We start from the raw sequence: 26,484 nt of genomic DNA, 5'->3' as shown, positions 1-26,484 counted from the left end.
TTTGGCGTGTAAATATTTGTAAAAGGAACCCTTTTCTGGGTTTTTATATTATTTTATATAAATATCAAAACCTTGAATTAAATTACAGCTGTATTTTTTAATGACTAATGTACAAAACGTTATAAAACTATGTTTATCCTGCCCCAATCTGGGAAATTTCTAATACGAAAGGGGTGGATTGCATGTTAGGATTGATTAGTCAACTTTATTCAAGAGTATATAAGTATGAGTAGTTCAGCCTTTTTGTTACTAGATCTAGAGCCAATTAATACAATTGGTATTAATGTATTAGAGCCTTTATTAAAAACCCAAGGGCTCAATGTTGCTACCGGAACAAACATATTAGACGTTCCTGAAGGAACTCGTTTATTGTTTATTGAAACATCAAGCCAAGACGCTTGGGGAAAATTAAAAGAGCAACTAGTAAATTTGCGCGTAAAATGCGATATCGTGTTATTCAACTTAGATGAAAATCCAGAGCTTGCTAATCGTGCACTTTTAAGCGGTATTCGCGGTGTTTTTTATACCACAGACAATGCCGATGTATTGATGAAAGGTATTCGCTTATTACTAGAGGACCAGCTTTGGTATCGCCGTGATATTATGTGTAATGCATTAAATCGCATGCTGCAATTTAATAAAGATGCCTTACATAAACTTACTGACGGTGATATTGAACCTGTAAAACTCACTAAACGTGAGAAAGCAATTATCTCGCTGATGAGTAATGGCTCTAAGAACAAAGAAATCGCAGAAGCACTCAGCATTAGCCCACACACAGTAAAAACACATTTATACAGTGCATTTAGAAAAACCAAATGCCGTAACCGTATCGAGCTACTGTCATGGGCGCAGCAAAATATTCCAGATGAAATTCGCTGATCTAGCAACTTTCATTTAATTATAAAAACAGGTACTTTGTTACCTGTTTTTCATTTCTATCCGCCAGCTTATTTGCTAACACTGGCAATTGCCATTATTCTAATCCCGTTACCCAAACCGCTTGGAATATGCATGCTCGACTCCCTCACATTGTATTTTGCTAGTGCTGCCATGATGGCTGTAATGGCGCTGCTTAATTTTTTAACTTGGCGCGCGAACAAACACACTCCCGGCACTATGCTCTACATATTCTATCCATTAGTGTTGTTTACGGCATTAATGAGCTTTGCTTTACATGGATATGTCGATAATCTCATCACTATTATCTTGGCAAATAGTTTATGGTTTAGCGCATCCATTATTCATGCATTAGCAATTAGCCAATTTTTAGGGTATCGCGGTAAAGAATTTCGATTTTTTATAATTGCGACATTACTATGTGGTGCATTGTTGATGTATTTTACGGTCGTCGATTCAAGCTTACGCAATCGTGTACTTGCTTCTGATTTACAACATATCAGCGAAGCACTATTTTTGCTGTATTTGTTTATTCGCTTCGCCCGTAAACCCTACCCCAATGGCAGTATTGTCTACATTTTAATCCTTACTATTATTAGCAGTATTTTTGTCGGGCGTGCTTTTTTAATGGAAGATGTAAACAACTTTACACTATTAAAAGAGAACTGGTTTAGCGTTACTTTACTGGTCAATGGCGTGATCGCTCCCATGTTTTATACCACCGGAATGGCACTATTATGTAACGAACGTCGAGAACAGAATCTCAACCAGTTAACTAATAAAGCGCAAAAGGATCTGGAAATAAGGGGCTTGTTTTTATCAACCATTAGTCATGAGATCCGCACTCCACTCAATGGGATTTTAGGCAGTGCGCAATTGATCTTAAACCAATCAACTGACCCACGAGACAAACCTTACTGTGAAGCCATCATAAACTCAGCTGAATCACTTAATTTACTGGTAGATAAAGTACTTGATTACGCAAGCCTTGATCAGCATAACGAAGCGCTCTATGAAGAAGATGTTGAGTTTAGAACTTGGCTACACAACCTGTGTTTATTGTTGAGTCCTCTTGCAGAACAAAAGCGTTTAAAATTTGAATTAATTTACAACCTACCAGAACAGGCTTGTTATTACTGTGATCAGCAAAAACTTCGACAAATAATTATAAACCTCGTTGGTAATGCGATTAAATTCACTGATAAAGGTGAGGTTAAAATTCGTGTTGAACTACTTGAAGAGCGCCAACTTGAGCATCATATTCGCATTAGTGTAATTGACTCAGGGCCTGGTATTGAAGATGACGAAATAGAATATCTTACAGAACCTTACGTGCAAAGCAGTGCAGGCAAAGAAAAAGGCGGAACAGGCCTTGGCCTCGCGATCACTAGCCGCCTATTGGCTAAACTAGGCTCGCAACTCGATATTATCAGTGAGCTCGATAAAGGCAGTTCGTTTAGCTTTGACATCGTGTTAGCGCTGGGTGAATTGAGCTTAGTAGAACAGCGCCACCAATCAAAAGACTATTTAACTGGTCTAGATGTATTACTGGTTGAAGATTTAGATTTAAATCAAAAAATAGCCATTGAGTTTATGGCTGATGATGAGCATAAAATCAAACTCGCTCGTGATGGTAAAAGCGCCATCGAGCTGATGCAAACCTACCACTTTGATGTGGTCTTATTGGACATGAACCTGCCCGATCTCACTGGCCAAGAAGTACTTAAAACCCTTAAAGGAATGGAGCATAAAAACCAACGTACGCCAGTATTGGCCTTTACAGCTAGCTTAAGTCCTGACGAGATAAAGGAATACTTTGCACTTGGCATTAAAGACATTGTTGGCAAACCCATCAAGCAACAAAAGTTGCGCCAAGCATTAAGTGATTCACAAAGCAGCCAAGCGCCCAGTATTGCGGTAGAGCTTAGTGATGTTTTGTACGACGGTACAGCAGCAGACACACTAAAAAGCTCTTTTAGTGAAGACGAGGTTTCGTCTATTTATAACGAGTTTGTATTATCTGCACGCAATAAATTGATTCGTGCACAACAACTGCTGGAGGAAGATAAAGAACAATGTATAAAGCTACTGCATCGTCAAGCCAGCACTGCATTACAGCTTGGCTTTAACCGCTATGGCAACGAACTAAAAAAAATCGAGCGGCGCTTACTCGATAATAAACCACTTAAAGAATCACTTACTGAAGCCTTAGTGCTGTGGCAAAGTAGCCTTGAGCAGTATTTAAAGTATGTCAGAAGTGAGTTAGCGAGTTAGCGAGTTAGCGAGTTAGCAAGAGTGAAGTTTCAAGGAAAAACAAGCAAGGTTAAAGTTTAAAAGATTCCATGCTCTTTAGTTTTAGCAGCTCATATAGAGTCTTGCAGCTTTGACGAGTTGGTTACGGCTTATCGGAAAGACGGTTATGAGCGAAAAGCAGATGGTCAATCAAACTCATTTTTGGACATTTCCGAGTTAGTGTTTTGTTTGTGTCATTTGGAATTCTGATAAATTTATGTATACCGCGCATTCAGCGGTATCGTCCACTGGTATGCCTTATTAGTTTTCTTGTTTAGTTACCTCTCGAATTATTTCTGGGATATCGTCATACGATTCATACCATATAATTGTAACCCCCAGTTCCTTCATAAGTTCCTCGTTAAGAGAATGATGACCGTATAAAAATTTATCAGCAGCACCTGTATTTTGTATGACTTTTGATTTTCTCCCATTTTGAGTCTCATAACAAAACTCACTGGAAGAAAGTCTTTTCATAAACGCAAAATGCTTACTTCTTTCAGTATTTTTCGAAGATATATCGAGCAGCCGCCTCAAATTCGGATCGGTCATTGATAAGCCAACCATAAGGCAATTGCTTTCCCTAAAAGAATTGAGTTGAACTAGATTTGACCAATGATATGAATCTGAATAAATTTGATGATAACCCTCTTCCGAAAAAACTAAGGTTGAGTTATCCAATCCATCATAAGTTTTCCGATCTTCCGGCAAGAAACCATGAACATGATAGACAGGAAGCTCATCGGGGTCATAACTTTCATTATCTGTATAAATGCACCTATGTAATATTGCATTGTTACTTAACTGCCTTTCGAGAAGGTCATCGAAATTGTAAGTAACAACTGATTTCACCTTCGCACCTGTACGTCTCGGTAAACACATGGATGCAATTGACTTTATCAATTCAGAATCTATTGGAAACTTATTGTTTCTGAGCTTGTAGAGATTCTTTGTTACTGCTTCTATAAATTCTTTTGCTTCACCATCCCATTTCGACAGCCCTTTTCGGAGATACCTGGCCGCCATTAATGCTGAAGGCTCATCAATGCTATTCAGTCTGCTGACAAGATCACCAATATCTTTATCTCCCATTGCAACATCATCAAACTCTTGTGTAAGATAAGTAACAAACAATGAATTCAGCAATGTATTCCAATCGGGCATACCGGCACTACTTGAAACACCTGCACCTAGAAGTAATGAGAATTGACCTTTTTTATAACAGCTTTTAAGGTTCTCAACTATTTCTTCTCTCTCATTCTTCCAGTCTCTAATAGGCTTGAATATAGCTGAAGATAACCTCAGGGCAAAAAGGTTATTTGCTATTTTGTTAACTACCTTCCTGTTCTTAGAGGCAATCTTATTTAGCTCTGCAGGTCCCCAAAAAGTTACTTTAAAAGGCAGGTTATTTCGGCTTAATTCATCTTCTACACGAAATAAAAATTTTTCCGATATCGGCTTAGCTGAGATGATAAGAACGTTTTCGAAATTATTCTCGGTATATTCGTTCAGAAGCCTATATATCGACCTCTCTATAAAATGCCTTACAGGCAGCCTAGCTAGATTAAATTTTATTTCTATTAATGTTGGGCCAACAAACTGATCAAATCCATCAGGTGCAAACGCATCTCCGTACTTCATCGAGTCAGTAGCAATCAGAAGTTTCTTTTCTTGACTCTCAATATGATGCTTTAATAAATGCTGGACGAGAGTTTCAAAGGAGTAGTAACTTTTTGGCCCTCCTTCGTCAATACCTGCAATAATGTCATCAATTATCATTTAATTCGCATCCTTTCTAGAAAACTAAACGCCCGCCTAACAGGCCAAAATGCTTGGCTATAATTAACGACGAAGGGGCGCAAGCCAAGCGTTTTGCATCCTTTGTTGAGGTGTTTGTTAGGTGATTGGTTGCCTGTTAAATAAATTGCGAACAATACTCTTACAATTATCTAGTGCCCATTGCCACTCGCCATGAGTTGGGGCGTCACCGTCCCACCATTCCGCGTAGAAGGTTACGTTTCTTAATTTTTCTAAGTCTAATTGCTCTTCTTCGGAAATTAACCCCTTCTCTTGACAAAGAGGAATTAGCTCTGACAAGCTAGGAGAAGGACCAAATCCATGCTCTGGAACCAAGCAAACTAAACCTTGCCTCATGAGCATTCGAGCCAGAACTAAAGTCATCCATTCATTTAAATCTACTGTTTTAAACAAACCATCTAGTGCTTTTGGTTCTATGGCTTTTCTGTGAGTAGCCTGTTTTATCGTTTTATCAACTTCTCCCTTCAACTTCTCTAGTGATAAGCCATTTTTATCAAATTTTATATTTGACAAGTCTTTCCAGACATAAGGTAAAAAAGGACTTAAAACGAAAAATAAAAATAAGAAACTAAGTGGTGATTCATTTTGTGAAGCGGAAAAATACACATGACAAGCAGATATAAATATTACAGCTAACGCATATGCCCTCATAGATTCTCCTTTCGCCTAACATTTTACAGTGCGCTCGTCGCGCATATATTTGCCGATGCCACGCTTATGTATTAATAAATCTATTTTTAACAAATAACGTAATGCATTGCCAACTATAATTTTTTATTGGTGCTAAAGATATTCAGAAAAAAGAAAACACACTCACCATTTCTAAATTATATCGCTGATTATATCTTGGTACGTCAATATTCATTACGCACCGTATAAACGTACCTAAATTGCATCTTGTATCTATTCATAATTAGCGTCACCCTGCCTCAATGGGGGACAACGAAGCCGAATACTTTAATAGAGCATTTAACATTAAACGACTTGGACCGTCTCTTGATTGCTCAAAGCAATCATTAGAGAATTTACCCTAACTCGCTTTGGGGCAGAAACGAGTTACGGTTGAAGGTCAGCTCATGGCACATATGGACAGCCAGATTTGAGCTAAACCTAAAAATCATTTCTGCCATATTAAGTGAATTGTATATCTCACTTTAACCTTGTCACTTTAGCCTTGTTAACTTGCCGCTATCTTCCATACTGATCATCAAAGCGTTCTATGTCGCTTTCATCAAGTATTGCGCCAGTTTGTACTTCTATTACGATCAAAGGCTCACTTTGGGTATTCGCTAAACTGTGCACATGGCCTGCAGCAATATAACAAGATTGATCGGCAGTTAAAGTGCTTGCTTTACCATCAATGGTAACATCAGCAATGCCTGATACCACCACCCAATGCTCCGCACGATGTTGATGACGTTGAGTCGAAAGCTTGCCATTGCTATTAACAATAATCTTTTTAACTTTAAAGCCAACGCCTTCAACTAACACTCGGTAACTGCCCCAAGGTCGATACATAGCTTGATGATGAAGTAGCTTATCACTATGCTTAAAAGCTAATAGTTTTAATAATTCAGGCAATTGATCTAATTGGTTTTTATCTGCCACCAATGTAGCATCATGAGTGTGAATAACGGCTAAATCTTTAACCCCTAACGCTGCAATAGTATGACCGCTTTCACTGTTAAGTAAGTTATTCTCACTATTTAACAACACAGTATCTGCACTTTGATTATTGCCTTGCGTGTCTTTATCAGTGCTTTGCCACAACGCGTTAAAACCACCCACATCATTCCAGTTGAGCGCTAACGGCAGCACTACCACATTTGCACTGCGTTCTAAAATTGCATAATCGACAGAATCACTTGGGCAACTTTTTAAGATGTCGTTATCTGCACGGGTAAAACCTAAATCAACACTAAAATTGGCGGCTTGTGCAATGCAACCGGCTATTTTTGGGGCAAAACGTTCAAGCTCTGCAAGATATGCACGGGGCGTGAATAAAAACATACCGCTATTCCAGCTGTATCCACCACCGGCTAGATATTGCTGGGCCTGCTGTAAGCTGGGCTTTTCTTTAAACTCATCAACTTCATAACAGTTTGAGGCTGCTATTTTAGCTCCTCTTTTGATATAACCGTAACCACAATGAGCAATATCAGGCTCGATTGCAAAAGTAATTAACTTGCCCTGCTGCGCTAATTTTACTGCATCTGGCAGCTGCGCGACTAACAATTCAAAATTATCAATATGATGATCGGCAGGCATCACCAACAAAGGAGTATCCAGCTCTTGCTGCAGCACATAATGTGCCGCAAGGGCTATCGCAGGGGCGGTATTTTTCCCTTCTGGCTCGAGTAACAATGCATTCGGTTGGACATTTATTTGCTGGCATTGGCTACTGACAATAAAACGATGCTGCTCATTACAAACCAAAATAGCATCAGTAAAGCATTCGTTGTCACAGCGTTTTAGGGTGCTCTGTAATAACGATTCATCTCCAAGTAAAGATAAAAACTGCTTTGGCATAGCTTGGCGTGACAATGGCCATAACCGCGACCCTATGCCGCCGGCCAAAATTACGGGAGTGATTGAATGTTTCATAATAGCCAGTACAGTAATGAGAAGAGGGTAGTTTAGCAGATGTTAAGCATCGAAATAACTGCGGTCTGCGAAGTAATCCACCAAAACCCTATTATAGAATTGTTACCTTTACCAACTTCAGGCATTATTATTCTCAATAAACAGCTAATCTGTGACGTCAAATATGGTTCGAGCTATCATCCTAAGCATTGCATTTATCACCATTCCAGCCTTTTCTGCTGTTTATCAATGTACTATTGATGGCGTCGTCACGTTTAGCCAACTCCCCTGTGGTGAAGACGCTAAAGAAATTACTATTCCAGCCACTAATGTAGCGCAAAGTACTGGTGCAAAGCAGGGCAAGACCATTGACGAAGACATAGATAGTTATCTTGCCACGCAAAAAATTGACCGAAACATCGCACTTATCCAGCGTGAAATAAAACAATTGCAAGAGACTTTGGCAGCACAAAAAACTAAAATAAACTATATGACTCAGGATACTGCAAATAGAATGGGGGCAAGCTCAATTGCAGATGCCATTGCACAGCGCACCGCCCAAGTGGAACAACGCATCAAACCGCAAATAGAGCAATATCAACAGCAGCTTGAGGCGTTAAACACCTTGAAAATACAACTAAACCAGTAATTATTTTATTACCTGTTTAACCACTTTTATTAGTTGCTCAATATCGCTACTGTCGTTGTAAATATGCGGTGATACTCGCATCCCGTATGCCCGCACATCAACACTAATATTCGCCTCAGCCAATGCAGCTAAAACCGCAGTTTGTTGCTCGGCAAAATTAATGATTGCCGTGCCACTGCACCTAGCTGGTTCAACTGGCGATACTACATAAGGAGCCAATGCGGTGGTTAATTGCGCAAGCAGCGCTAAATTATGAGTCCGTACCTTATTAATACCTAACCGAGCAAAGTAATGAATACTGTGCCCTGCAATGACAAATGGTGCTATTGAAGGCGTTCCGCCCCAAAAGCGCAGCGCGCTCTCATGATAAACGAAATGATTAATATCAAACTCGAACGGGTTTTGATGAGAAAACCAACCAACATCTTGTGGTTCACACATCGCTAGCTGCGCTTTACTCACCCATAAATAAGCTGCACCAGGACCAGAACAGAGCCATTTAACACTGGAGCCAATCATAAAATCAACGTCAATTTGGCTTAAATCTAACGGCAATATACCCGCCGATTGCGCCACATCAACAATACTTAAGCACCCGATTTGCTTACAGTATTTGCTAATTTCTGCCACAGGCGCTTGCTGCCCTGTATTTGAATAAACATGACTAATAAACACTAAATCAATATCTGGTTTTATATACTGTTGCCATACTGCGCTGTCGGTTAAATCTAGGTGCTCAGGAATAAACTCAATTTTAGCACTACTGGCTAAAGCTTTTTGCATCGCAAACCCCATGCTAGGGAAGTCACTTTGCGCCATTAGCACTTTACAGTCCGCTTGTTGCAACCGAGGGTGAGACATCACAAGCTTAGTTAATGCACTGGAGAGGTTCACTTGTGGGCAAAACTGCTCACTTGGAGAATTAAATAGCAAGCTAAGCGCCGCAGTAAAACGGTTTATAGCTGGTAACCACTGCAGCCAAGGCTCTTTGTTACTCGTTTGCCACGGAGCAAAAAAGTGTTGGTTAAAGTCATCTTGACTACTTTTTAATGCCCGACCAACAGAGTGATTTAACAAGTAGCAGCCAGATGCGAGGTTAAAATCATCTTTATACATCTTAATTACCCACCCATTGTTTAAGCTGTGTTAAATCATGATACCGGGTTTTGATATCATCACGCTTTGCTGCTGCTCGACGATCTCTTAATTGCTCAAGTGAATCTAATAACACATGCAATGGCGGGCCGCTGGCGGTCACTTTATTCATATGTTGCTGTTGCATTTGTTGCGCCGGTTGGGCAATAAATTTACTCACCAATTGATTATGATGACCAATTGCCGTATCACCATGAAGTTTACACACTTGAATAAATAACTTAGCGTTGGTTTTAAACCACTCTGTGTGGCGCGCTTCACCTGATGCTAAAAAATCATCCATTAAACTAGGCATGCGCATTGATTCACGTAGTATTTGCTGATCCTCAGGCATCATATATAAAAATTTATCCACCAACATTTGTGAATAACTTGGCTCATTAGCAAAACACAGCCCTAATAACATATCAATCACGTTAATACCGGCAAAATCGCCCGCATTCGCGCCGCGATAAATCTCTTTACCGACCCGATATGGTTTATAGTAAGGACGAACACAAAAGAAGAACCGTTCGGTATCGAGCTGATTATATAGCGCCGTATTTGACTCAATAACATCTACAAGTGCCTGCTTAGTCACTTTTAGCAACTCGCCGCACAATGGGTGTGAAATTCCTAACGGCTGAATTTTAAGTAAAGCATCTGCGGCGCGCTTATAGGCTAAAATGCCTTTGGTGTTGTAATCAATAAATAGCTTTTCATCGCTCAGATCAGTAAAGCGCTTATATAAGCCATTTACCGCTTTGTTATGAGTGGTTAAGTGCGCTGTCGCAAAACGTGGCGTTACCCCGATTGACGCACCAATATGCATGGCCAGTGCTGAGGCTTCCACCAGCGGTGACGTTGTTTCTCGTGATGGTTCAGTGATCTCATGGCGTCTACACGCAGCCATAAATAACCCCACATTTCCTAGCAAATCAAAGGCGCGATCAAACCCTTCATCGGTATTGCCCTCGGCCAGTAACTTACGGATATGCGCGTTACCTTCGCTTTCTAGCTGGTGTTTAAATTGCTCCCCAACAAACTCTACATTGGCTTTATCTTCTTGCTGCCAATAAATAACCTCTAACTGACTGTTGATCTCTACAAAGCGGGTTCTGAGCCACTCGTCAAATGCCTGAGTATTATTGCTCATCTGCATAACTCCCCATCAAATATTTATTGCATTTATGTTAACAGATAATATGGAGTACAAATCAGCAAAACCACTAATAAAAAAGCATAAAATTAGTGAAATTCACTCTATAATAAAAATTAAACACGACTTATTGCCATCATTTATGAATCTAGATAAAAAAGATCAACAGCTACTAACCTTGTTACAAAATAATGCGCGCACTGCTGTTTCAGAGCTTGCAACAGCAGTCAGCCTTTCTGACACCCCATGTTTACGGCGTATCAAAAAACTTGAGGCAAGCAAAGTGATCTGCGGCTACCATACCGCTATAAACCCCCGCTCACTTGGCTTAAATGTATTGGTTTATGCATTTGTGCGCTTAAGTCAAAATTCGGTCAGCGCAGCTAATATATTTGAAGAACAAGTTGAAAAGCTTAATCATGTACTTGAATGCTCTGTAATATCTGGCAGCTATGACTATTTATTAAAAATAATTGCAACCGATTTAGAAAGCTATGAAAGCTTTGTAAAACATAAACTGGGGAGTATTAATTGCATCGCGAATATTGAGTCTACGGTAGTTTTAAAGCAGACATTTAGTAAAAAGCAGCTACCGCTTTAAAAAATAACACTATTTAATGCTGATTCGCTATACTGAAAAATCTTCTATAAAAATAATTTTCAACAAGGAAGCATGTGAAGATCTTTCGCTCAACATTGAACTCGTTTGTTTTTTACATACTTTTTGCTGTCGCGTATTTTACAGCTGGTAAATTACTGACAAACTTTGCTTTTCAATCACAAGTTATCCCTATTTGGATACCAGCAGGAATTGCGTTGGTTGGCTGCTTTATTTGGTGGTGGCGCTTCATTCCTGCGTTGTTTATTGCCTCTGTTGCATTTAATTTGAGCATCAACGATAACGCCATCAATGACCAAGTGTTGATTGGCAGTACTTTAAACGAAGTGGCATTAATTGGCTTAGGAGTGATTTTGCAAGCCCTCGTTGGTGCTGCTTTACTGAGATATTGGTTAGGAAATCCTCTGCATTTAAAGAAACGCCAATCAATTATTTATTTCATTGCAGTTGTTGGTATTGCCGTTAGTCTTATATCAGCCAATATTGGGGTGTTTGCATTAAGTGAATTTAACCCTGCGTATAGTGCCGCTAACCATTGGCAAAATGTTATTTATTGGTGGCTCGGAGACGCCCTTGGCGTACTCATTGCCACGCCATTTTTATTAGCATTATTACAACCTACATTTAAACAGCACTATGTTTCTCCATTACCGACGATTGCTGTCTGTTCTGTATTATTTGTCTCAGTAGCTTTAACAACCAAACTCTACAATCAAGAAAGTTATTCCAACGCTATACAAATTGCAAAGCGCGAAACGTCCATCATTGAAAACAGCTTACTTCGTCATTTAAATCTCAGCCAAATTGCGGTGCAGAGCCTCGCAAGCCAAATCCAATCAACCCCGACGGTCAGTAAGCAAGAGTTCGACAGTTACAGTGCAAAATTACTGGCTGAACACTCTTTTATCAAAGCATTTTCTTGGAATCGAAAAATCTCACCCGATCAAGTCGTTGCTTTTAATACCCGCTTAAGCGAACTGTATGAGCCCTTTAGCTTAACTCCTCGTGTTACGGGGGCGCCATTAGCAGATGACGATCCTCTTGTAGTCGTTACCTATATAGCTCCGCTTGCAGGCAATGAATCAGTTATTGGCTTTAATTTATTTTCCCGCGAAGATCGTCGTGAAACTTTACTCGACCCGCGAATTAAGAATCACCCTGTTAGCACCAAAATAATTCAACTTGTGCAAACAAAACAGCCTGAGCCCGCTTATTTATTATTTGCTCCAGTGTACCAACAAAATAATGAGGTCGCGTCTATCAAGGGTTACGCTACTGGGGTGTTTTTAGTGGAGAACATGATCGCGCAATCACTTTCTATCGCCCAGAATGAAATGTTTAATATCTCTATTTATGAATCGCCAAGTAGCCCTCCTTTTTATAATAACGCTCAAAATGTGCCAACAAACACGAACAAATTAACAACCATTGAGATTAATTTTGCCGGGCAAACTTGGTTCGTCGATTTAACCATCAAAGATGAATTCTTACCCCATCAAAACAATAACATGACCCTCTTTTTACTTATTTTGCAGGTCATTGTCAGCTCACTAATTTTGCTGATCCTGTTATTGTTTAATTATCAACATAGTGCCCTCTCACGTTTAGTCGCTGAGCGAACCCGATCATTAGTCAAAGCTAAAAAGCAATCCGATTTAGCGAACCAAGCGAAGAGCCGCTTTTTGGCAAATATGAGCCATGAGATTCGTACCCCACTGAATGCCGTAATAGGGTTTTCTACACTCGCGAAAAATGAAGACAGCGTTGAAACCTTAAGTGGTTATCTTCATAAAATTAATTTGTCCTCAAAATCATTATTAAGCCTGATTAATGACATACTCGACATCTCTAAAATTGAATCACAAAAGCTCACTTTAGAAGTCGCTCCATTTGATTTAAATAATTTACTTGATCGGATCAACAGCATGTTTGAACAAAGTGCACAGCAAAAAGGTATTGGTTGGAAGATTGATAATAACTTACCAATCGATACTTGGTTTGAAGGTGATGTTATGCGGATCGAGCAAATTTTATTAAACTTATGCAGTAACGCCATTAAATTCACCTCAGAAGGTGAAGTAAAGCTCAGTGCATCTAGCAAGAAGCTATCCGAACAACGTCTGCAAGTTACCCTTGCAATTTCAGACACAGGTATCGGAATTGCAGCAACTGAGCAAAGTAAATTATTTGATGCCTTTACTCAGGCTGATAATTCAACATCCCGTAAGTTTGGAGGAACAGGGTTGGGGTTAACAATCGCAAAGGAACTCAGTTTACTTATGTCAGGAGACATTAGTATTCAAAGTGAAGTTGGTAAAGGTTCTACGTTTACTCTTTGTGTCGAATTAAATAGCTGCGCGGCACAACCGACAGCACCTCAAAAATCGCCCCAACATGTTGACCTAAGCCGATTAAAAATATTGGTTGCAGAAGACAATAGTGTTAATCAACTCGTCATAAAAGCAATGCTTGGCTCTTTGGGGATCACCCCAACAGTGGTAGAAAATGGGGAGCTTGCTGTAGCACAAATCAAAATGCATGACTTTGATTTAGTTTTAATGGACTGCCAAATGCCAGTCATGGATGGTTATCAAGCAACGGCCCTGATACGGAAAATTAAAAACGCCGAGCAATTGCCTATTATTGCGTTAACCGCTGATGTTATGCCTGAAGATAAAGCTCACGCTTTAGCAATTGGCTTTAATCAACATCTTGCAAAACCACTCGAACTCGATAAGCTAACCGAGTGCCTAATCAATTATGTGGATGTTTATGAATCTTAATGGAATATTACTCACTCTTGTTTTACTAATGACGTCTAGCTTTGCTATCAGCCAAACCAACTGCGTGACCCAGTTAACTGATTTAAACTATATAATGAAAAGCAAACAACAAGGGCTTTTGCGGTTCGAGAAAAATAAGCCGACCACTGAGTTTGCCTATCAAACAACACCGGCATACAGTGACTACCTAAACTTCGCATATCAGTCTATTTTGCATGCTAACCCTCGTGCTTCGATGCCTTGCCCTATTCAAACCGAAACCTATCAGCTGTTAGTTAAGCAACAGCAACGACCAAGTACACCAAACATTGTCGACCTTATCGCACCTTTTGAGTTGCGCCAAAACAATACTAAAAAAGCGGTATTGTTAATTCACGGCCTGACAGACTCACCGTTTACTTTTCATGACTTAGCAAAAGTTTACTTTGAACAAGGTTACAACGTACGAACTTTATTATTACCCGGTCATGGGACAGCCGCAGACGCGTTGAGCAGCGTTACAGCCAAGCAATGGCAACAAGCGGTAGACTATGCGATTACTCGTACCAGCCAGGATTTCGAGCAGGTTATATTAGGCGGTTATTCAACAGGTGCCGCTCTTTTACTTAATTCTTTAACGCTTAACCCAATCAATACAAGAATAACTGCGCTGATGTTGTTTTCGCCTGCCACCGAGCCACACAATAAAAATGGCTGGCTTGCCAAATGGATTGACCGTATCCCTTTTGTTAATTGGATAGATAAAGACGCCGACATTGATTTTGCTAAGTATGAGTCTTTTCCTTTTAATGCTGCGGCAGCTGCTGATGATGCAATGAGCAATATTGCGCTGCATAAATTAACTCAGCGACCATTACCCAATCTACCTATTTTTTCCGTAATGAGTGGTGTAGATACCACTATTGATACACGTGCCTCATTGCAATTATTAAGCACATTACATGATGTAACAGTACGCCCCGCCAACCGGTTAGATACATTGATTTATTATGGCGACAAAAAAATCATGAACAGTGATTTCCCCACAGATTACACAGTCATAAATCCACAATGCCAAAATGCAAGTTGTAAGCATATTCATGGTATTTCTCATATTGCCGTGGTTAACTCACCTAACAACCCGCATTATGGTGCGCAAGCTCATTACCGTAATTGTGGCAGTTACCTTGATGACGACGCCCTGTACTCAAGCTGTAAAACCACGAATGAGCCAAATATTGGCGAACGTACGGCAGAAAATATTGCAAGGTTTCCAACCTTTCAACGGCTCACTTATAACCCCTACTTTGATGAGCAAGCAGGGTATATCAAACGATTCATAGAGCAGGTTGAAAACTTGCAAGGCAAACAATAATGACCGCATTTAGCCATCGTTGGTTCACCAGTATTAATGAAATAGATGCGAGTGTTTGGAAATCATTTTTTGCAACAAACCCATTTACCGAACATGCCTTTTTATTTGCTTTAGAGCAGAGCCAGTGTGTATCTGCTGAAACTGGCTGGCAACCGCATCATTTAGCGGTGTATGAAAATGACACTCTGGTCGCACTTGCGCCTGGTTATCTAAAAAGTCACTCTTACGGTGAGTATGTATTCGATTGGGCGTGGGCCGAGGCTTACCAACAACATGGCTTAGAGTATTATCCTAAATGGCTTTGTGGCTCTCCTTTTAGCCCTATTGAAGGACCACGCATTGCTGTTGCCTGCACACAACCAGAGCAAGTATATCTGTATATTACGGAGTTATTAACAACTCACTGCCAGCAACAAGGGTGGTCGGGTTGGCATATTAATTTTTGTACGCAACAGCAAGCCTCACAACTGACAGCCCATCATGGGATGCATCGCATAGGCGTGCAATTTCAATGGCAGAATCATGGATATGCTAACTTTGATGACTTTTTAGCCAAAATGACTGCACGAAAACGCAAAGTATTAAAAAAAGAGCGCAGTAAAATAGCCCAGCAAAACATCACTATTAAGTGGCTGCAAGGTGAACAAATTACACTTGCTGTTATGAGTCAGTTTTGTGAGTTCTATCAGCGCACTTACCTAAAGCGTTCTGGTCATATGGGGTATTTAAGTCATGATTTTTTTGTGCTGTTACACGCGCTTATGGCAGATAAATTAGTGATTATGCATGCAATACGTGGCGATGAAGTGATCGCTGCAACACTGAGCTTTAAAAGCACTAACACTTTATACGGGCGCTATTGGGGAGCTTTAGAGGAAGTAGACTGCCTACACTTTGAGCTGTGCTATTACCAAGGGATTGAGTATTGTATTCAGCAGCAATTAAATTGCTTTCACTCCGGCGCACAAGGCGAGCATAAAATAGCGCGCGGATTTGCTCCTGTATTTACTCACTCAGTGCACCACGTTCTCGATGCAGATTTTAGTCCTGCGATTGCTGATTACTTAAAGCGCGAGCAGCAACATTTACGTATTTACCACCAGCAATGCACTGAGTTATTACCCTTTAAAAGTGCCAGTTAAGAACGATACCGCTTAAACATCAATAGTTGATTATTCGCAGGCATAGCAATGTCATTTACTAACATTAACCCTGCTGACATAGCTAATTGTTGGATCCACTCAAAGTCACGAATACCACTTAAATTATCTTGTTGTTTTAGAAACTCATCAAAACGCTGATTACTTTCACTGGTAAAGTGCCCCTGATATTTAAACGGCCCATAAATACATAACATGCCTTGCGCTGCTAAATGCTGTTCAACCCCATTAAAAAATCGCTCAACGAGTGCTTTGCTAACTATATGTAACGTGTTGGCAGTGTAAATCGCGTTGACCTTTTTAACCGGCCATGGCTCATTTAAATCAAGCTCTATCGGCTCATGTAAATTAGCTAACTGTGCCTCAGCAAGCCATTGTTTGATGCCATAGTGATTGATCAACCGATCACTTGTGTACCATTGTAAGTGCGGTAAATGTGCAGCAAAGTGCACGCTATGCTGACCCGTGCCTGAGCCAATTTCTAACACGTTATCAATATCAGCAAAGTAGCCTTTTAGCTCGCTAAGAATAGGAGATTTATTATTTTCACAGGCCTGAGAGAAAGGTTTATCCATGCAAATTTGTGCACCATGTTTGGTAATTAATGCACAACAGTAAAGCAAAAATATAAAACGATGTCTTGTCCTAATTTATTAAAAACCAAATAACTCACTTTAATTCATAGAGTTAAAAATTTTAATAATCATTGGTACGAGTTATGCTTTTACTAGTATGAATCAACCAAATGGAGAACATTATGTATATTTCACCCTATACCGCACTTGATGCTGCTTTGGCTGCAAGTGAAAAGTCAGACACAGATAAAACGACCTGCGACGAACGTGGCACTATCATCGACTTACTTTCGCAATCAAATCAACACACACAAGCCTTGAGAAAACATGAAACCGATCAAATATTTATTCTTGGTTACAATTAAACACTTACTCTCTCGTCAAAATTTTCAATTTGTGACTTGCACCAAAACCGATTAACTGTAATGATAACAATTATCGTTACAGTTAATCGGTTTTCTTATGCACGACCATCAAGCTATGCTTTTCTATCAACAGCAAATGAAGTGCGCTTGCCTGCGCCCTGGTCTACATGCCCCAGCCTTAGTGGCAGACTATATTGAAGCAGGATTAAAGGCGGCTCGCTATTACGAGAAACAGCAGTGCGCGCTGCTACAAGAACTTTATTTAAGACGCACTTTCCATGAAATTCTCAACAAAATGTGCGATTCTTTAATTCATTGTGCCATTCGTAAACAATGTTTAGAGCAACTTTATAAACCTCTGATGGCCTTAAAGCGCTTTTATAAAACCCATAACAGTACCAGAAAATACCTTATCTTGGAGCGAGAAGCGCGTATTCTCAGCCACGAATTCAACCCTTTTTAGGAGCTTTTATGAGCGAATTTAGAACCGAATCAGATAGCATGGGAGAATTACAAGTCCCAGCTGATGCACTTTATCAAGCCCAAACTCAACGTGCGGTAAATAATTTTCGTATCAGCGGCTTAGTGATGCCAAAGCAGTTTATTACCGCCCTTGCCTACATAAAACAAGCCGCTGCGCAAAGTAACTATGAGCTTGGTCACTTAAGTCAAAACAAGGCAAAATTAATTGAGCGTGCTTGCCAAGAAATTATCGATGGCCAGCATTTAGCGCATTTTCCTATTGATGTATTTCAAACGGGATCAGGTACCAGCACTAATATGAATGCCAATGAAGTGATCGCAACATTAGCGAGTAGCTATGGCGATGAAACTATTCATCCAAATGATGACGTAAATATGGGGCAAAGCTCTAACGACGTGATCCCCACAGCCATTGCAGTAAGTAGTGTAATTAACGTGGTGTATGAGTTATTTCCGGCGTTGGATCAGCTATCTCAAACATTAGAGCGCAAAAAATCAGAAGTGGGTGACATAGTAAAAACGGGCCGTACTCACTTAATGGATGCTATGCCTGTCACTTTCGCGCAGACCCTAAACACTTGGCAACACCAAGTTGATACGGCCATGGCTGGTATTCGCTATAGCCTCGAAGGAGTTTCAGCATTAGCACAAGGTGGCACTGCGGTAGGTACCGGCGTCAATGCCGATCCACTATTTGCAGAGCAATTTTGTAAAAACCTTAGTGCAAATGTAGGGGTACGCTTTGTACCGAGTAAAAACTTTTTCTACAACATTGGCTCACAAGACGCGATCGTAGCCCTTTCAGGGCAGTTAAAAGTACTCGCAGTTGCACAAATGAAGATGGCAAACGATCTACGCTGGATGAATTCAGGCCCGCTTGCTGGGTTAGTTGAAATTGAGCTTGAAGCACTGCAACCGGGCTCTTCAATTATGCCAGGCAAGGTTAACCCTGTGATCCCTGAAGCGGCGGCGATGGTGAGTGCCCAAGTTATCGGTAATGACGCTACTATTACCGTAGCAGGCCAATCTGGTAACTTTGAACTCAACGTCATGCTACCCGTGATCGCCTATAATATCTTGCAAAGTATCGAGTTGCTTGCCAATAGTAGCCAAGCATTAGCTGATAAAGCGCTACGCTCCTTCAAGGTAAATCAAAGTAACATCGATAAAGCACTCGCTAAAAACCCCATTTTAGTGACTGCTCTTAACCCGGTTATTGGCTATGAAAAAGCAGCCAAAATAGCCAAACAAGCTTATCAAAGTGGACAACCGATTATTGATGTAGCAGAACAAGAAACTGATCTTTCACGGAGCGAGCTAGAAGCCTTGCTCAACCCAGCAAAGTTAACCCAAGGCGGATTATAAACAATACTAAGCCCGTCATTTGGCGGGTTTAACCTTTGAATGTCATAGTTTTTATTGCTGTGTTATGTGCAAAGTGTATGATAGTGGTTACTTGTTCATCACTGTGAAGGTTTCTCATGCGCTTATCTATTATCGCTGTACTACTCCCACTTTGCTTATCTGCTTGTTCAGATGCAGCCACCTCTAATAGCAACCAACTTAGTCCTGCCCCTGCAGCACTAGTGAAAGGCAATCAAGCAACTAAGTTAGACCCGCAAATGCAAGAACAACCAACAAGAGAAAATATTAAAAAAGTCCATCAACAGTTAACAGCGCTAACCGCGGACTTACAATGTGATAGCAGCGCACAATGTAAAGTAGTACCTGTTGGTAGCCGTGCTTGCGGCGGCCCTAGTAGTTACCTTGTTTACTCGAGTAAAACGGCAGACGAGCAAGCAATAGAGCAACTAAGCAAAAAAATTACCACCCTAGAAAGCCAATTTAACGCTGAGAACTCGATGGTCAGTATTTGTCAGCACCTAATGGCACCAGGGGCGCAATGTGTTGAAAATAAATGTGTTAAACTAGACAGCTCTGCGGCAAGTGTTTATTAAGGGATAACCATATGAGTTGTTTATCATATTTTAAATGTTTAGTTTCAACAGCCTGCTTGGTAATTGTCAGTGGCTGTATGAGCACTACAGATTCAGCCCCGGCAGAAAGCGCCAGTTTGGCTCAAGTAAATAATAATTTAAATGAATTAGTACAAGACACAAGCTGTACAGCGAGCTTTCAATGTAAAGTGCTTGAAGTTGGCCAACGTGCATGTGGTGGCCCAAGTCGTTATGTGGTGTATTCTACGCTCAACACTGAGCAAGAAAAAGCCGAACAGTTAGCGCAACAAACCAACTTGCTAGAAGCTGACAATAATAAAACTAATGGTTTAACTGATTGTTTACCCGTGTTACCCGTACAAGCGCTGTGTATAGATAAAACGTGTCAGTCGTTTGAGCTAAAATAGTGCTATGATATCTGTGCTAAACCAACAATGGGATTAGTACAGATATAATCAACACGCCAATAATACAAATACCCGCTTTAAAAATATGCTGCATTGGCATTTGTTTTTTCACCCAGTAAGCATAAATAAATCGCACAAAATAACTCGCGGCAGTGCCAAACAAGGCGAAAATAATTAAGTACGCGATTAAAACTATATTCACAGCAACTCATTTTTTATAAGGAATTAAGCCCTTAGTGTAAGGGCTTAATTTAAAGAAGGCAAAACAGACTGTATTAGCGCTTATTGGTATGAGCAATCAATAGCTCTGCAACTTGTTGCTTTACTGCCCGTTTATCATCAGTGTCTACGCCAAACCGCTCAGCAAGTAGGGCGATTTCCTCATCATTTAGATTAAATGAAAGGCGCTGACGCGTCTTTTTTGATTTCACTTCAAGCGCTAAAATTTTACGGATCATATCCGAGGGCGTGAGTTCTTGATCAATGGCTTGCTTTTTTATCGACTTTTGCACTTCACTGCTAAGATCAAAAGCCATTTGCGTCGCTCTTACAGCTTGCTCTTGGCGTAACCATTTATCTTTTGTATTGCTCACTGCGCATCTCCTGGAAACAGGTCAACTATATCAGTGATTGGCCGAGTTAGAGTAAGTGACACTTCAGTTTCACCGCCATCCCAAATTTCAATATTGAGGCCATGGCTTTCATCACTTGATTCGAGACAAATCATCTCACAAGGTTCGCCACCTTGCTGTTCATACTGAGGAAGCGCTTGGTTGCGATAATCTTTATTATGAAAGTAACACACAAACGGCGTTTCAGTTTGTTGATAGCTGCTACCTAAAAACTGCATATAACGCTCTGGGGTATTTTTTACCTCAATGAAAGTTAGGTCTTCTTCATCAAAAATACGCGCAAATTCATCCAGCGTGAAAATTTCATCCACTTCATCACGTTGAATCTTAATTGAAAAATTAGCCCATTCTTCACCATCACTACGTTCAATTTGCAAAAATACAACTTTACCTGCATCACTTTCAAGCACCAGCTCATAATCAGCACTATGCTGATATTGATAAGTTTGTACATCTGTAACACGCAAAGTTTGCCCTTTTAGCCAACTCGGGTAAGCAAACGAATCAATCACTGTGAACATGTCGCCTATTTTAAGCTCACTTGGGTGGTTGAGCTGGCGTTCAGGGGCTTTTTTAGATTTAAAGAAGTTAAACATAGTCTGCCTCATAAGCAAAAAAGGTAACCAAACAGTGCTCGGTTACCTTTTTAATAATCAATAATACCGCGTTAGCCGTTTTGCTTAGCTTTAATACGCGCTAGGATATCTGCACTTTTCGGGCTGGTATCGCCAATTCCGGCTTCAGCCATTTTTGCTTTAAGATCATCGCCGTTAGTGTCCGCTTCAAGTTGCTTTGCAGCACCTAGTTGATCTTGACGATCTTGTTGACGTTGCTTAATACGCTCAAGTGACTGACGTGCATTAGTCATCGACGAGCTATTTGTATTAAGCGTACTGTTTACCGCCATGGTAGCTTGTTGTACGCTTTCAGTGGTTTTAACCATAGTAAGCTGACGCTGATTTTCTTTAATCGACTTTTCTGCATCTTTTACTTGCTGCTTAAGTGTCACAATGTGATTACTAAAGCCCGCTAACACTTGATCATGCTCTGCTTTTTCATTTTCAAAATCACCGATTTTCTCAGCAATTTCTAGCGCTAATGCTTCATTACCTTTTTCAAGCGCTTGACCAGCATAAGCTTCGTGCTCAGCTATTGAGGCATCTAATGCGCTAATTTTACGCTTCGTTTGCATCTCTTTTGCCATCACTTCCGTTAAGCTTTTCTTAGCACGTTGTAAGGCATTTTGTGCATCAGCAATTTCTTGTTCAAAAATACGGATACCATTGGCATCAACAATTGCTTCGCCTGCTTCACGAGCGCCGCCACGTACTGCTGTAAATAATTTCTTTAAAATACTCATAATCTTAACTCCACGTAAAATAGCTAGCTATTAATCGTTTAAATAAATGGTTACCGCTTCTAATGCATCAATGGCATTATCGGCTAATGTAACTAGCTCATGGGTAATATCATCAAACGATGAATTAACCGACAAAGCACCAAAGATCGCATATTTATCATCAATCTTTGCAAATGCACTCAGTGGGATTGGTACATTTAAACGTAATAATGTTTCGTTTAACTCACCACGTAATTCAGATTTAACTTCCTCGTCCGCAAATAAGTAACTAATACATAATAGTTGCTCTTGTGTTTGCGTAACAAAAATTGGAAGCTCATCATTGCCATCAACTATGACTTGCAACACATCTTGCTCACCTGGGTTGGCAATCAAGAAAGACTCAAAGTTAGCGCCTTCGGTTTCAAAAGATGCTAGTTTTATTGAAAGTTCATTTAATTCCATGTCTCTGCCTTTTGTCATTTGACATATTATGTCTGAGTTAAGATTCGCACGGTCGACATATTATGTCAACCATGTTTTATTAATTTTTATACAATTCGCTTTCTATCTGCCATGCACTTCGATAGTAATCGTATAAAGTACCTGACCCTAATTGATTGACTTCAATATCATTTATTTGTTCAAAATAATGACTAGGGAATATAAATGCAGCCAATAAATATTTTTGACTGACCCACCTAGAAGCAACAGGAAGCTGTGTCGTCTCTGCAATTCTCGCACTAGCGGATTTGCCTGTAGTCGTTGCAATTGTCCAACCCCACTGCCCAAATGAAGGGATATTTTGCTGATATTGCTCTACATGTTTAAAACCAGCTGCTTTAACCGTTTTACCAATACTTAAAAAAGCTTTTTTAGCATGATAAGGCGAGGTTGACTGCACAGCCATCGCCCCATCTGCGGCCAACAATTGCCGAATATGATTATAGAAATAATCGCTGTACATCTTATTTAAGTCAGGGTGATTTGGATCAGGTAAGTCAATAATAATAGTATCGAAACGCTTACCTTCATCAAGCAACCGCTCAACCTCTATAAATGCATCGCCTACGATTACGTTCGCTCTAGGATCAAGCATGGCGTTACCATTAAGTTTTCGCAACCGTGCATTGATCTGTGCCGGCGCTGTAAACTCATTGCTTGGGTGGCCAAATAAATTAAGTAACTGACCATCCAAATCAATTAATGTGACTTCTTGTACTGGCCACTTTAATACATCACGCATAGCAAGCCCGTCGCCACCACCAATAATCAACACGTTATCATGGCGATTAGAGGCTAACAGTGCGGGATATACGAGCATAGAATGATAAATTTGTTCATCAACGCTAGAAAACTGTAAGCGACCATTTAAATAGAGATCGGTAATTGGTTCTGGTTGATTACGACTTAACCGCTCAGTTAATACCAAATGCTGATATTTCGTCGCTTCAGAGTAAATAACTTTATCTTTATAAAGCACGTTACTTAAATTCTTCATCCAACTACTGCCAAGTACAAGGATAAAAGCAAACAACACCAATAAACCAATATGGCAAACAAGCAGTAGCTTGGCATAACGTACATGGCTGTGATAACGCCATAAGAAAGCTAAGCCGGCAATAATATTAAATAGCGCGGTCCACGCAGCGGCTTGCATAATTGGCATCGCCAACATAATGCTCACCCATATGGCTGCGCCAATACCAGCGCCAATGTAGTCAGCCCCGTAGATTGTACCGGCATTATTTTCTAAAAATCGGCCATAAACATGCTGACGAATACGGGCTATCAAGGGGATCTCCATCCCTATCAATAAGCCAAGCAATAAACCAAATACATAGGGTAAGAAACGTGACCATTCTTGAAGTTTCTGAAAAACATAGCCATTGAGCACCACATCGGCGGGCAGGTTAAAAATCTCAGAAAATATATGTGGTAATGAATAACTAACGGCTATTACGCTGGCAATAGCTAATATGCAACCCATGCCAACTAAAGCTATCAGACTCTCAAGCCAAGCAAATGCAGTAAATGGATCTTTAAACCAGCGGGCTAAAAAAGCCCCCATGCCCATAGCGACAATCATAGTACCGATCATTGCATAAATAGCACTCTCTACTGAACCAAGAACACGCCCTGCATAGTGAGATAACAGATACTCATAAATAAGGCCGCACCCAGCGAGTACGGCCATAACAGTTATTAATAAAAAATCATGCCCAAGTAAACTAAACTTACTTGGGCTTTGGTTTGTGTGTGACAAGTTTTATGCGCCTAATAGAGTTGCCATAGTAATACCCACTGCAAATGAAACAGCAGCAGAAATAGTGGCTACACCAATATTTTTTTGGCGATTGACTTCATCTGAAATATCACAACCTGATAAGATTATTTTGATAGTAATTAAATGCAGAGCAATAAACACCACTAAGCTCACCAATGCACTAATCGCCCAGTAAACTAAGCTAGTGTTAATACTATCTGCAACATAAGGGGCAATACCTGAAGCCGCCGTAATTGCAAGCGCACTACCAATTAGAAAACCAGCGTAGCGGATACCAACCGCCAAATTACCATCTATAATAGCTTGCTGTAGGCAATCACCACTGCGATTAGTGCGCTTAAACAACTGTACGCGATACTGACTCACTAACAATAAAGCAATACTGCCAATAATAAATGCCGCAATCACTATTGGTAGGCCGTGCCAACCCTCTGTTGCCACCCAAAACAACGCTGAACGTATTACGATCGCCACACTGACAACATGACCAAAATCAATCACAGCAGCAGTCACATTCCCTTTAACGATTTCGTCATGCAGGCTTACTTTACGCAATGCAACTTTATCTTGAAAAAAGTGACCAAGCTTGATCATCACAATCGCTAATAAACCATAGCCACCCATTTGCAGTGCTTCTTGTTGTAAAGACGCAGCAAATGCACCACTACTGACACCTGTAAGCACAATGGCTAACGCAACTAGTCCTGCCGCAAAACTGATACCAAACGCAAAGTTATCACGTTCAGTAATTTCATCATTGGCATGTAAGTTTGATACCCAGCCTTTAATAAACTTCAAGCTCACAAATAAGGCAATGATAATTGCAAAATCAATCGCAATTGCTTGCAGCGACCACATAGTTATTCCATTAAAATCGTACATATTCTTATAACTCCAACACTAAATCTTTTAAATAGCCGCTTACTTACCGCGGCTAACACCGCGAGAGGTTCTGCTACTACTGTCTCTAACCGAGCCCGAACTTTTACTATAACTACTGCTCTTTGAATAACTACTACGGGTTTTCGGGGGGGTATAACTGCTTCGACTTAACCCGGAAGCACCGGTCTTCTTCGACGCATAAGGACTAGTAAACTGCTTACCTTGACGTTGATAAGACTGACGTGTTCGTGTTTCTACAGCTGTCTGTGCTTTCATCTGTTTCGGGCTAGTATATCGAGCACGACCGTAATCGTTATAATAGCTGTATTTACGTCGCTTGCTCCAACTACCATATTCAACACGATCAAAGACATCACCTAAAATACGGTACATACCATACCATTGCCAGAAACTAATACCGTTACTATTTGTTTGCCAGTTCCCATAGTTTGGGTTTCCGACAAGTTGATTGCCTTCCCCCTCACCTTCCGCTTGCTTGCTAATTGCACCAACACGCGCCAATGAACCGCCAGACATATCTGCAAGCATATTAATAGGGTCGGTCAACGCATCTGAAAATAGCGTAGGCTTAACTGCATCACGTAATAAATCAATATTAAGTAATGTATCTTCATAAGGAGGGATTAAATAAGTACTTTTTATATCAGCTAATCGCTGAGTCAAGCCAGTATAGAGTGCACCTTTGCGAGTTGCATCCAGAGCCAGTACATTTGCGATTTGCGCCAGTTCAGGCTTTTCTTCGCTAATTATACGACCGTATTCACTCAATAACACCGCGTTGCGAATTGAGCCATTGTCCAATGCTTTACCGAGTCCTTCTAACTCAGCTTCAGCTTTAGTGATAGATTGTTGAATTGTTTGTTGCAACTGCTCTTCTTTTGATTCACAGCCCATAAGCAAGCTTACCAAACAAAACAGGCTGATAAGTTTCCAAGCTTTTATTTGAGACATTCATGTCACCTGATTTACTAATTAACCCCGCTAGTTTTACACAGCTCAGAAAGTAAACCAAGGATGAAATTGCAACAAGATAATATTTAAGAAAAATAAAAGGCAGAAATAGTTTTCGAGTTTCGAGTTTCGA

26 protein-coding genes are annotated in these 26,484 nt (G+C 40.3%); 12 read left to right on the top strand and 14 right to left on the bottom strand.

What is annotated here, in order from left to right:
* Positions 1-225: 225 nt before the first annotated feature.
* Both CWB85_RS18225 and CWB85_RS18220 read left to right on the top strand, forming a co-directional pair.
* A complete protein-coding gene (locus tag CWB85_RS18225) occupies positions 226-882 on the top strand; it encodes a helix-turn-helix transcriptional regulator (protein WP_016710519.1) in 657 nt (218 codons plus the stop codon).
* 132 nt (positions 883-1,014) lie between these two features.
* Positions 1,015-3,174: an ATP-binding protein gene (locus CWB85_RS18220; protein WP_016710520.1), complete on the top strand. Its 2,160-nt coding sequence runs from the start codon at positions 1,015-1,017 to the stop codon at positions 3,172-3,174.
* 279 nt (positions 3,175-3,453) lie between these two features.
* On the opposite strand, the gene CWB85_RS18215 is transcribed toward CWB85_RS18220, so the two are convergent.
* The 3 genes from CWB85_RS18215 to CWB85_RS18205 all read right to left on the bottom strand — a co-directional run bounded on the left by CWB85_RS18215 (position 3,454) and on the right by CWB85_RS18205 (position 7,614).
* Entirely contained in the window at positions 3,454-4,971 is a 1,518-nt protein-coding gene (locus CWB85_RS18215; RefSeq protein ID WP_138555637.1) for an SIR2 family protein, read from the bottom strand.
* A gap of 117 nt (positions 4,972-5,088) precedes the next feature.
* Complete coding sequence (locus CWB85_RS18210; RefSeq protein WP_138555636.1) at positions 5,089-5,661, bottom strand: hypothetical protein; 573 nt, start codon at positions 5,659-5,661, stop codon at positions 5,089-5,091.
* Positions 5,662-6,198: 537 nt separating this feature from the next.
* Complete coding sequence (locus CWB85_RS18205; RefSeq protein ID WP_138555635.1) at positions 6,199-7,614, bottom strand: mannose-1-phosphate guanylyltransferase/mannose-6-phosphate isomerase; 1,416 nt, start codon at positions 7,612-7,614, stop codon at positions 6,199-6,201.
* Positions 7,615-7,765: 151 nt separating this feature from the next.
* On the opposite strand from CWB85_RS18205, the gene CWB85_RS18200 reads away from it, so the two are divergent.
* Positions 7,766-8,242: an RNA-binding protein gene (locus tag CWB85_RS18200; protein ID WP_244389931.1), complete on the top strand. Its 477-nt coding sequence runs from the start codon at positions 7,766-7,768 to the stop codon at positions 8,240-8,242.
* Here CWB85_RS18200 and CWB85_RS18195 read toward each other — a convergent pair whose 3' ends face one another.
* Positions 8,243-9,358 (bottom strand): aminotransferase class V-fold PLP-dependent enzyme, encoded by a 1,116-nt coding sequence (locus tag CWB85_RS18195; RefSeq protein ID WP_138555634.1) that lies wholly within the window; start codon positions 9,356-9,358, stop codon positions 8,243-8,245.
* A 1-nt stretch (position 9,359) separates the two neighbouring features.
* Positions 9,360-10,532 (bottom strand): PrnB family protein, encoded by a 1,173-nt coding sequence (locus CWB85_RS18190; protein WP_138555633.1) that lies wholly within the window; start codon positions 10,530-10,532, stop codon positions 9,360-9,362.
* 145 nt (positions 10,533-10,677) lie between these two features.
* Between CWB85_RS18190 and CWB85_RS18185 the strand changes: the two genes are divergently transcribed.
* From CWB85_RS18185 to CWB85_RS18170, 4 genes are all read left to right on the top strand, one after another.
* Complete coding sequence (locus CWB85_RS18185; protein WP_029216290.1) at positions 10,678-11,136, top strand: Lrp/AsnC family transcriptional regulator; 459 nt, start codon at positions 10,678-10,680, stop codon at positions 11,134-11,136.
* Between the two features lie 74 nt (positions 11,137-11,210).
* Positions 11,211-13,937: a CHASE domain-containing protein gene (locus tag CWB85_RS18180; protein ID WP_138555632.1), complete on the top strand. Its 2,727-nt coding sequence runs from the start codon at positions 11,211-11,213 to the stop codon at positions 13,935-13,937.
* Positions 13,927-15,291 (top strand): alpha/beta hydrolase, encoded by a 1,365-nt coding sequence (locus tag CWB85_RS18175; protein ID WP_347881501.1) that lies wholly within the window; start codon positions 13,927-13,929, stop codon positions 15,289-15,291. Before CWB85_RS18180 ends, CWB85_RS18175 begins: the two co-directional genes overlap by 11 nt.
* Positions 15,291-16,433, top strand: coding sequence for a GNAT family N-acetyltransferase (locus CWB85_RS18170; protein WP_138555630.1), 1,143 nt, complete (start codon positions 15,291-15,293; stop codon positions 16,431-16,433). Before CWB85_RS18175 ends, CWB85_RS18170 begins: the two co-directional genes overlap by 1 nt.
* On the opposite strand, the gene CWB85_RS18165 is transcribed toward CWB85_RS18170, so the two are convergent.
* A complete protein-coding gene (locus CWB85_RS18165; protein ID WP_016710531.1) occupies positions 16,430-17,026 on the bottom strand; it encodes a DUF938 domain-containing protein in 597 nt (198 codons plus the stop codon). The genes CWB85_RS18170 and CWB85_RS18165 overlap by 4 nt on opposite strands.
* 182 nt (positions 17,027-17,208) lie before the next feature.
* Here CWB85_RS18165 and CWB85_RS18160 point away from each other — a divergent pair, with 182 nt between their 5' ends.
* From CWB85_RS18160 to CWB85_RS18140, 5 genes are all read left to right on the top strand, one after another.
* A complete protein-coding gene (locus CWB85_RS18160; protein WP_016710532.1) occupies positions 17,209-17,391 on the top strand; it encodes a hypothetical protein in 183 nt (60 codons plus the stop codon).
* Positions 17,392-17,488: 97 nt separating this feature from the next.
* Positions 17,489-17,854, top strand: coding sequence for a hypothetical protein (locus tag CWB85_RS18155; protein WP_244389934.1), 366 nt, complete (start codon positions 17,489-17,491; stop codon positions 17,852-17,854).
* 8 nt (positions 17,855-17,862) lie between these two features.
* Complete coding sequence (locus tag CWB85_RS18150) at positions 17,863-19,239, top strand: class II fumarate hydratase (protein ID WP_138555629.1); 1,377 nt, start codon at positions 17,863-17,865, stop codon at positions 19,237-19,239.
* Positions 19,240-19,355: 116 nt separating this feature from the next.
* A complete protein-coding gene (locus tag CWB85_RS18145) occupies positions 19,356-19,832 on the top strand; it encodes a hypothetical protein (protein WP_016710535.1) in 477 nt (158 codons plus the stop codon).
* A gap of 11 nt (positions 19,833-19,843) precedes the next feature.
* A complete protein-coding gene (locus CWB85_RS18140) occupies positions 19,844-20,239 on the top strand; it encodes a hypothetical protein (protein WP_138555628.1) in 396 nt (131 codons plus the stop codon).
* Positions 20,240-20,255: 16 nt separating this feature from the next.
* Here the strand turns inward: CWB85_RS18140 and CWB85_RS18135 are convergent, their stop codons facing one another.
* From CWB85_RS18135 to CWB85_RS18100, 8 genes are all read right to left on the bottom strand, one after another.
* On the bottom strand, positions 20,256-20,441 hold the full coding sequence (locus tag CWB85_RS18135) for a hypothetical protein (protein ID WP_016710537.1): 186 nt from the start codon (positions 20,439-20,441) through the stop codon (positions 20,256-20,258).
* Between the two features lie 73 nt (positions 20,442-20,514).
* The gene (locus CWB85_RS18130; protein ID WP_016710538.1) at positions 20,515-20,832 is read right to left on the bottom strand and encodes a hypothetical protein; all 318 of its coding nucleotides are present in this window, start codon (positions 20,830-20,832) and stop codon (positions 20,515-20,517) included.
* Positions 20,829-21,467 carry a hypothetical protein gene (locus tag CWB85_RS18125; RefSeq protein ID WP_016710539.1) on the bottom strand — a complete coding sequence of 213 codons (639 nt, stop codon included), beginning with the start codon at positions 21,465-21,467 and terminating at the stop codon, positions 20,829-20,831. The genes CWB85_RS18130 and CWB85_RS18125 overlap by 4 nt, the downstream gene beginning before the upstream one ends.
* Before the next feature lie 71 nt (positions 21,468-21,538).
* Positions 21,539-22,231 carry a PspA/IM30 family protein gene (locus tag CWB85_RS18120; RefSeq protein WP_016710540.1) on the bottom strand — a complete coding sequence of 231 codons (693 nt, stop codon included), beginning with the start codon at positions 22,229-22,231 and terminating at the stop codon, positions 21,539-21,541.
* Between the two features lie 30 nt (positions 22,232-22,261).
* A complete protein-coding gene (locus tag CWB85_RS18115; RefSeq protein WP_016710541.1) occupies positions 22,262-22,675 on the bottom strand; it encodes a YjfI family protein in 414 nt (137 codons plus the stop codon).
* A gap of 79 nt (positions 22,676-22,754) precedes the next feature.
* On the bottom strand, positions 22,755-24,476 hold the full coding sequence (locus tag CWB85_RS18110; protein WP_016710542.1) for a polyamine aminopropyltransferase: 1,722 nt from the start codon (positions 24,474-24,476) through the stop codon (positions 22,755-22,757).
* A 3-nt stretch (positions 24,477-24,479) separates the two neighbouring features.
* The gene (locus tag CWB85_RS18105) at positions 24,480-25,379 is read right to left on the bottom strand and encodes a DUF350 domain-containing protein (RefSeq protein WP_016710543.1); all 900 of its coding nucleotides are present in this window, start codon (positions 25,377-25,379) and stop codon (positions 24,480-24,482) included.
* Positions 25,380-25,418: 39 nt separating this feature from the next.
* Entirely contained in the window at positions 25,419-26,351 is a 933-nt protein-coding gene (locus CWB85_RS18100; protein WP_016710544.1) for a hypothetical protein, read from the bottom strand.
* Between the last annotated feature and the right edge of the window lie 133 nt (positions 26,352-26,484).

The organism is Pseudoalteromonas sp. S1727 (assembly GCF_005886375.1).
Taxonomy (GTDB): domain Bacteria; phylum Pseudomonadota; class Gammaproteobacteria; order Enterobacterales; family Alteromonadaceae; genus Pseudoalteromonas; species Pseudoalteromonas haloplanktis.
Note: the sequence above shows the minus strand (reverse complement) of the source record. Positions and strands in the feature narration are given on the sequence as shown.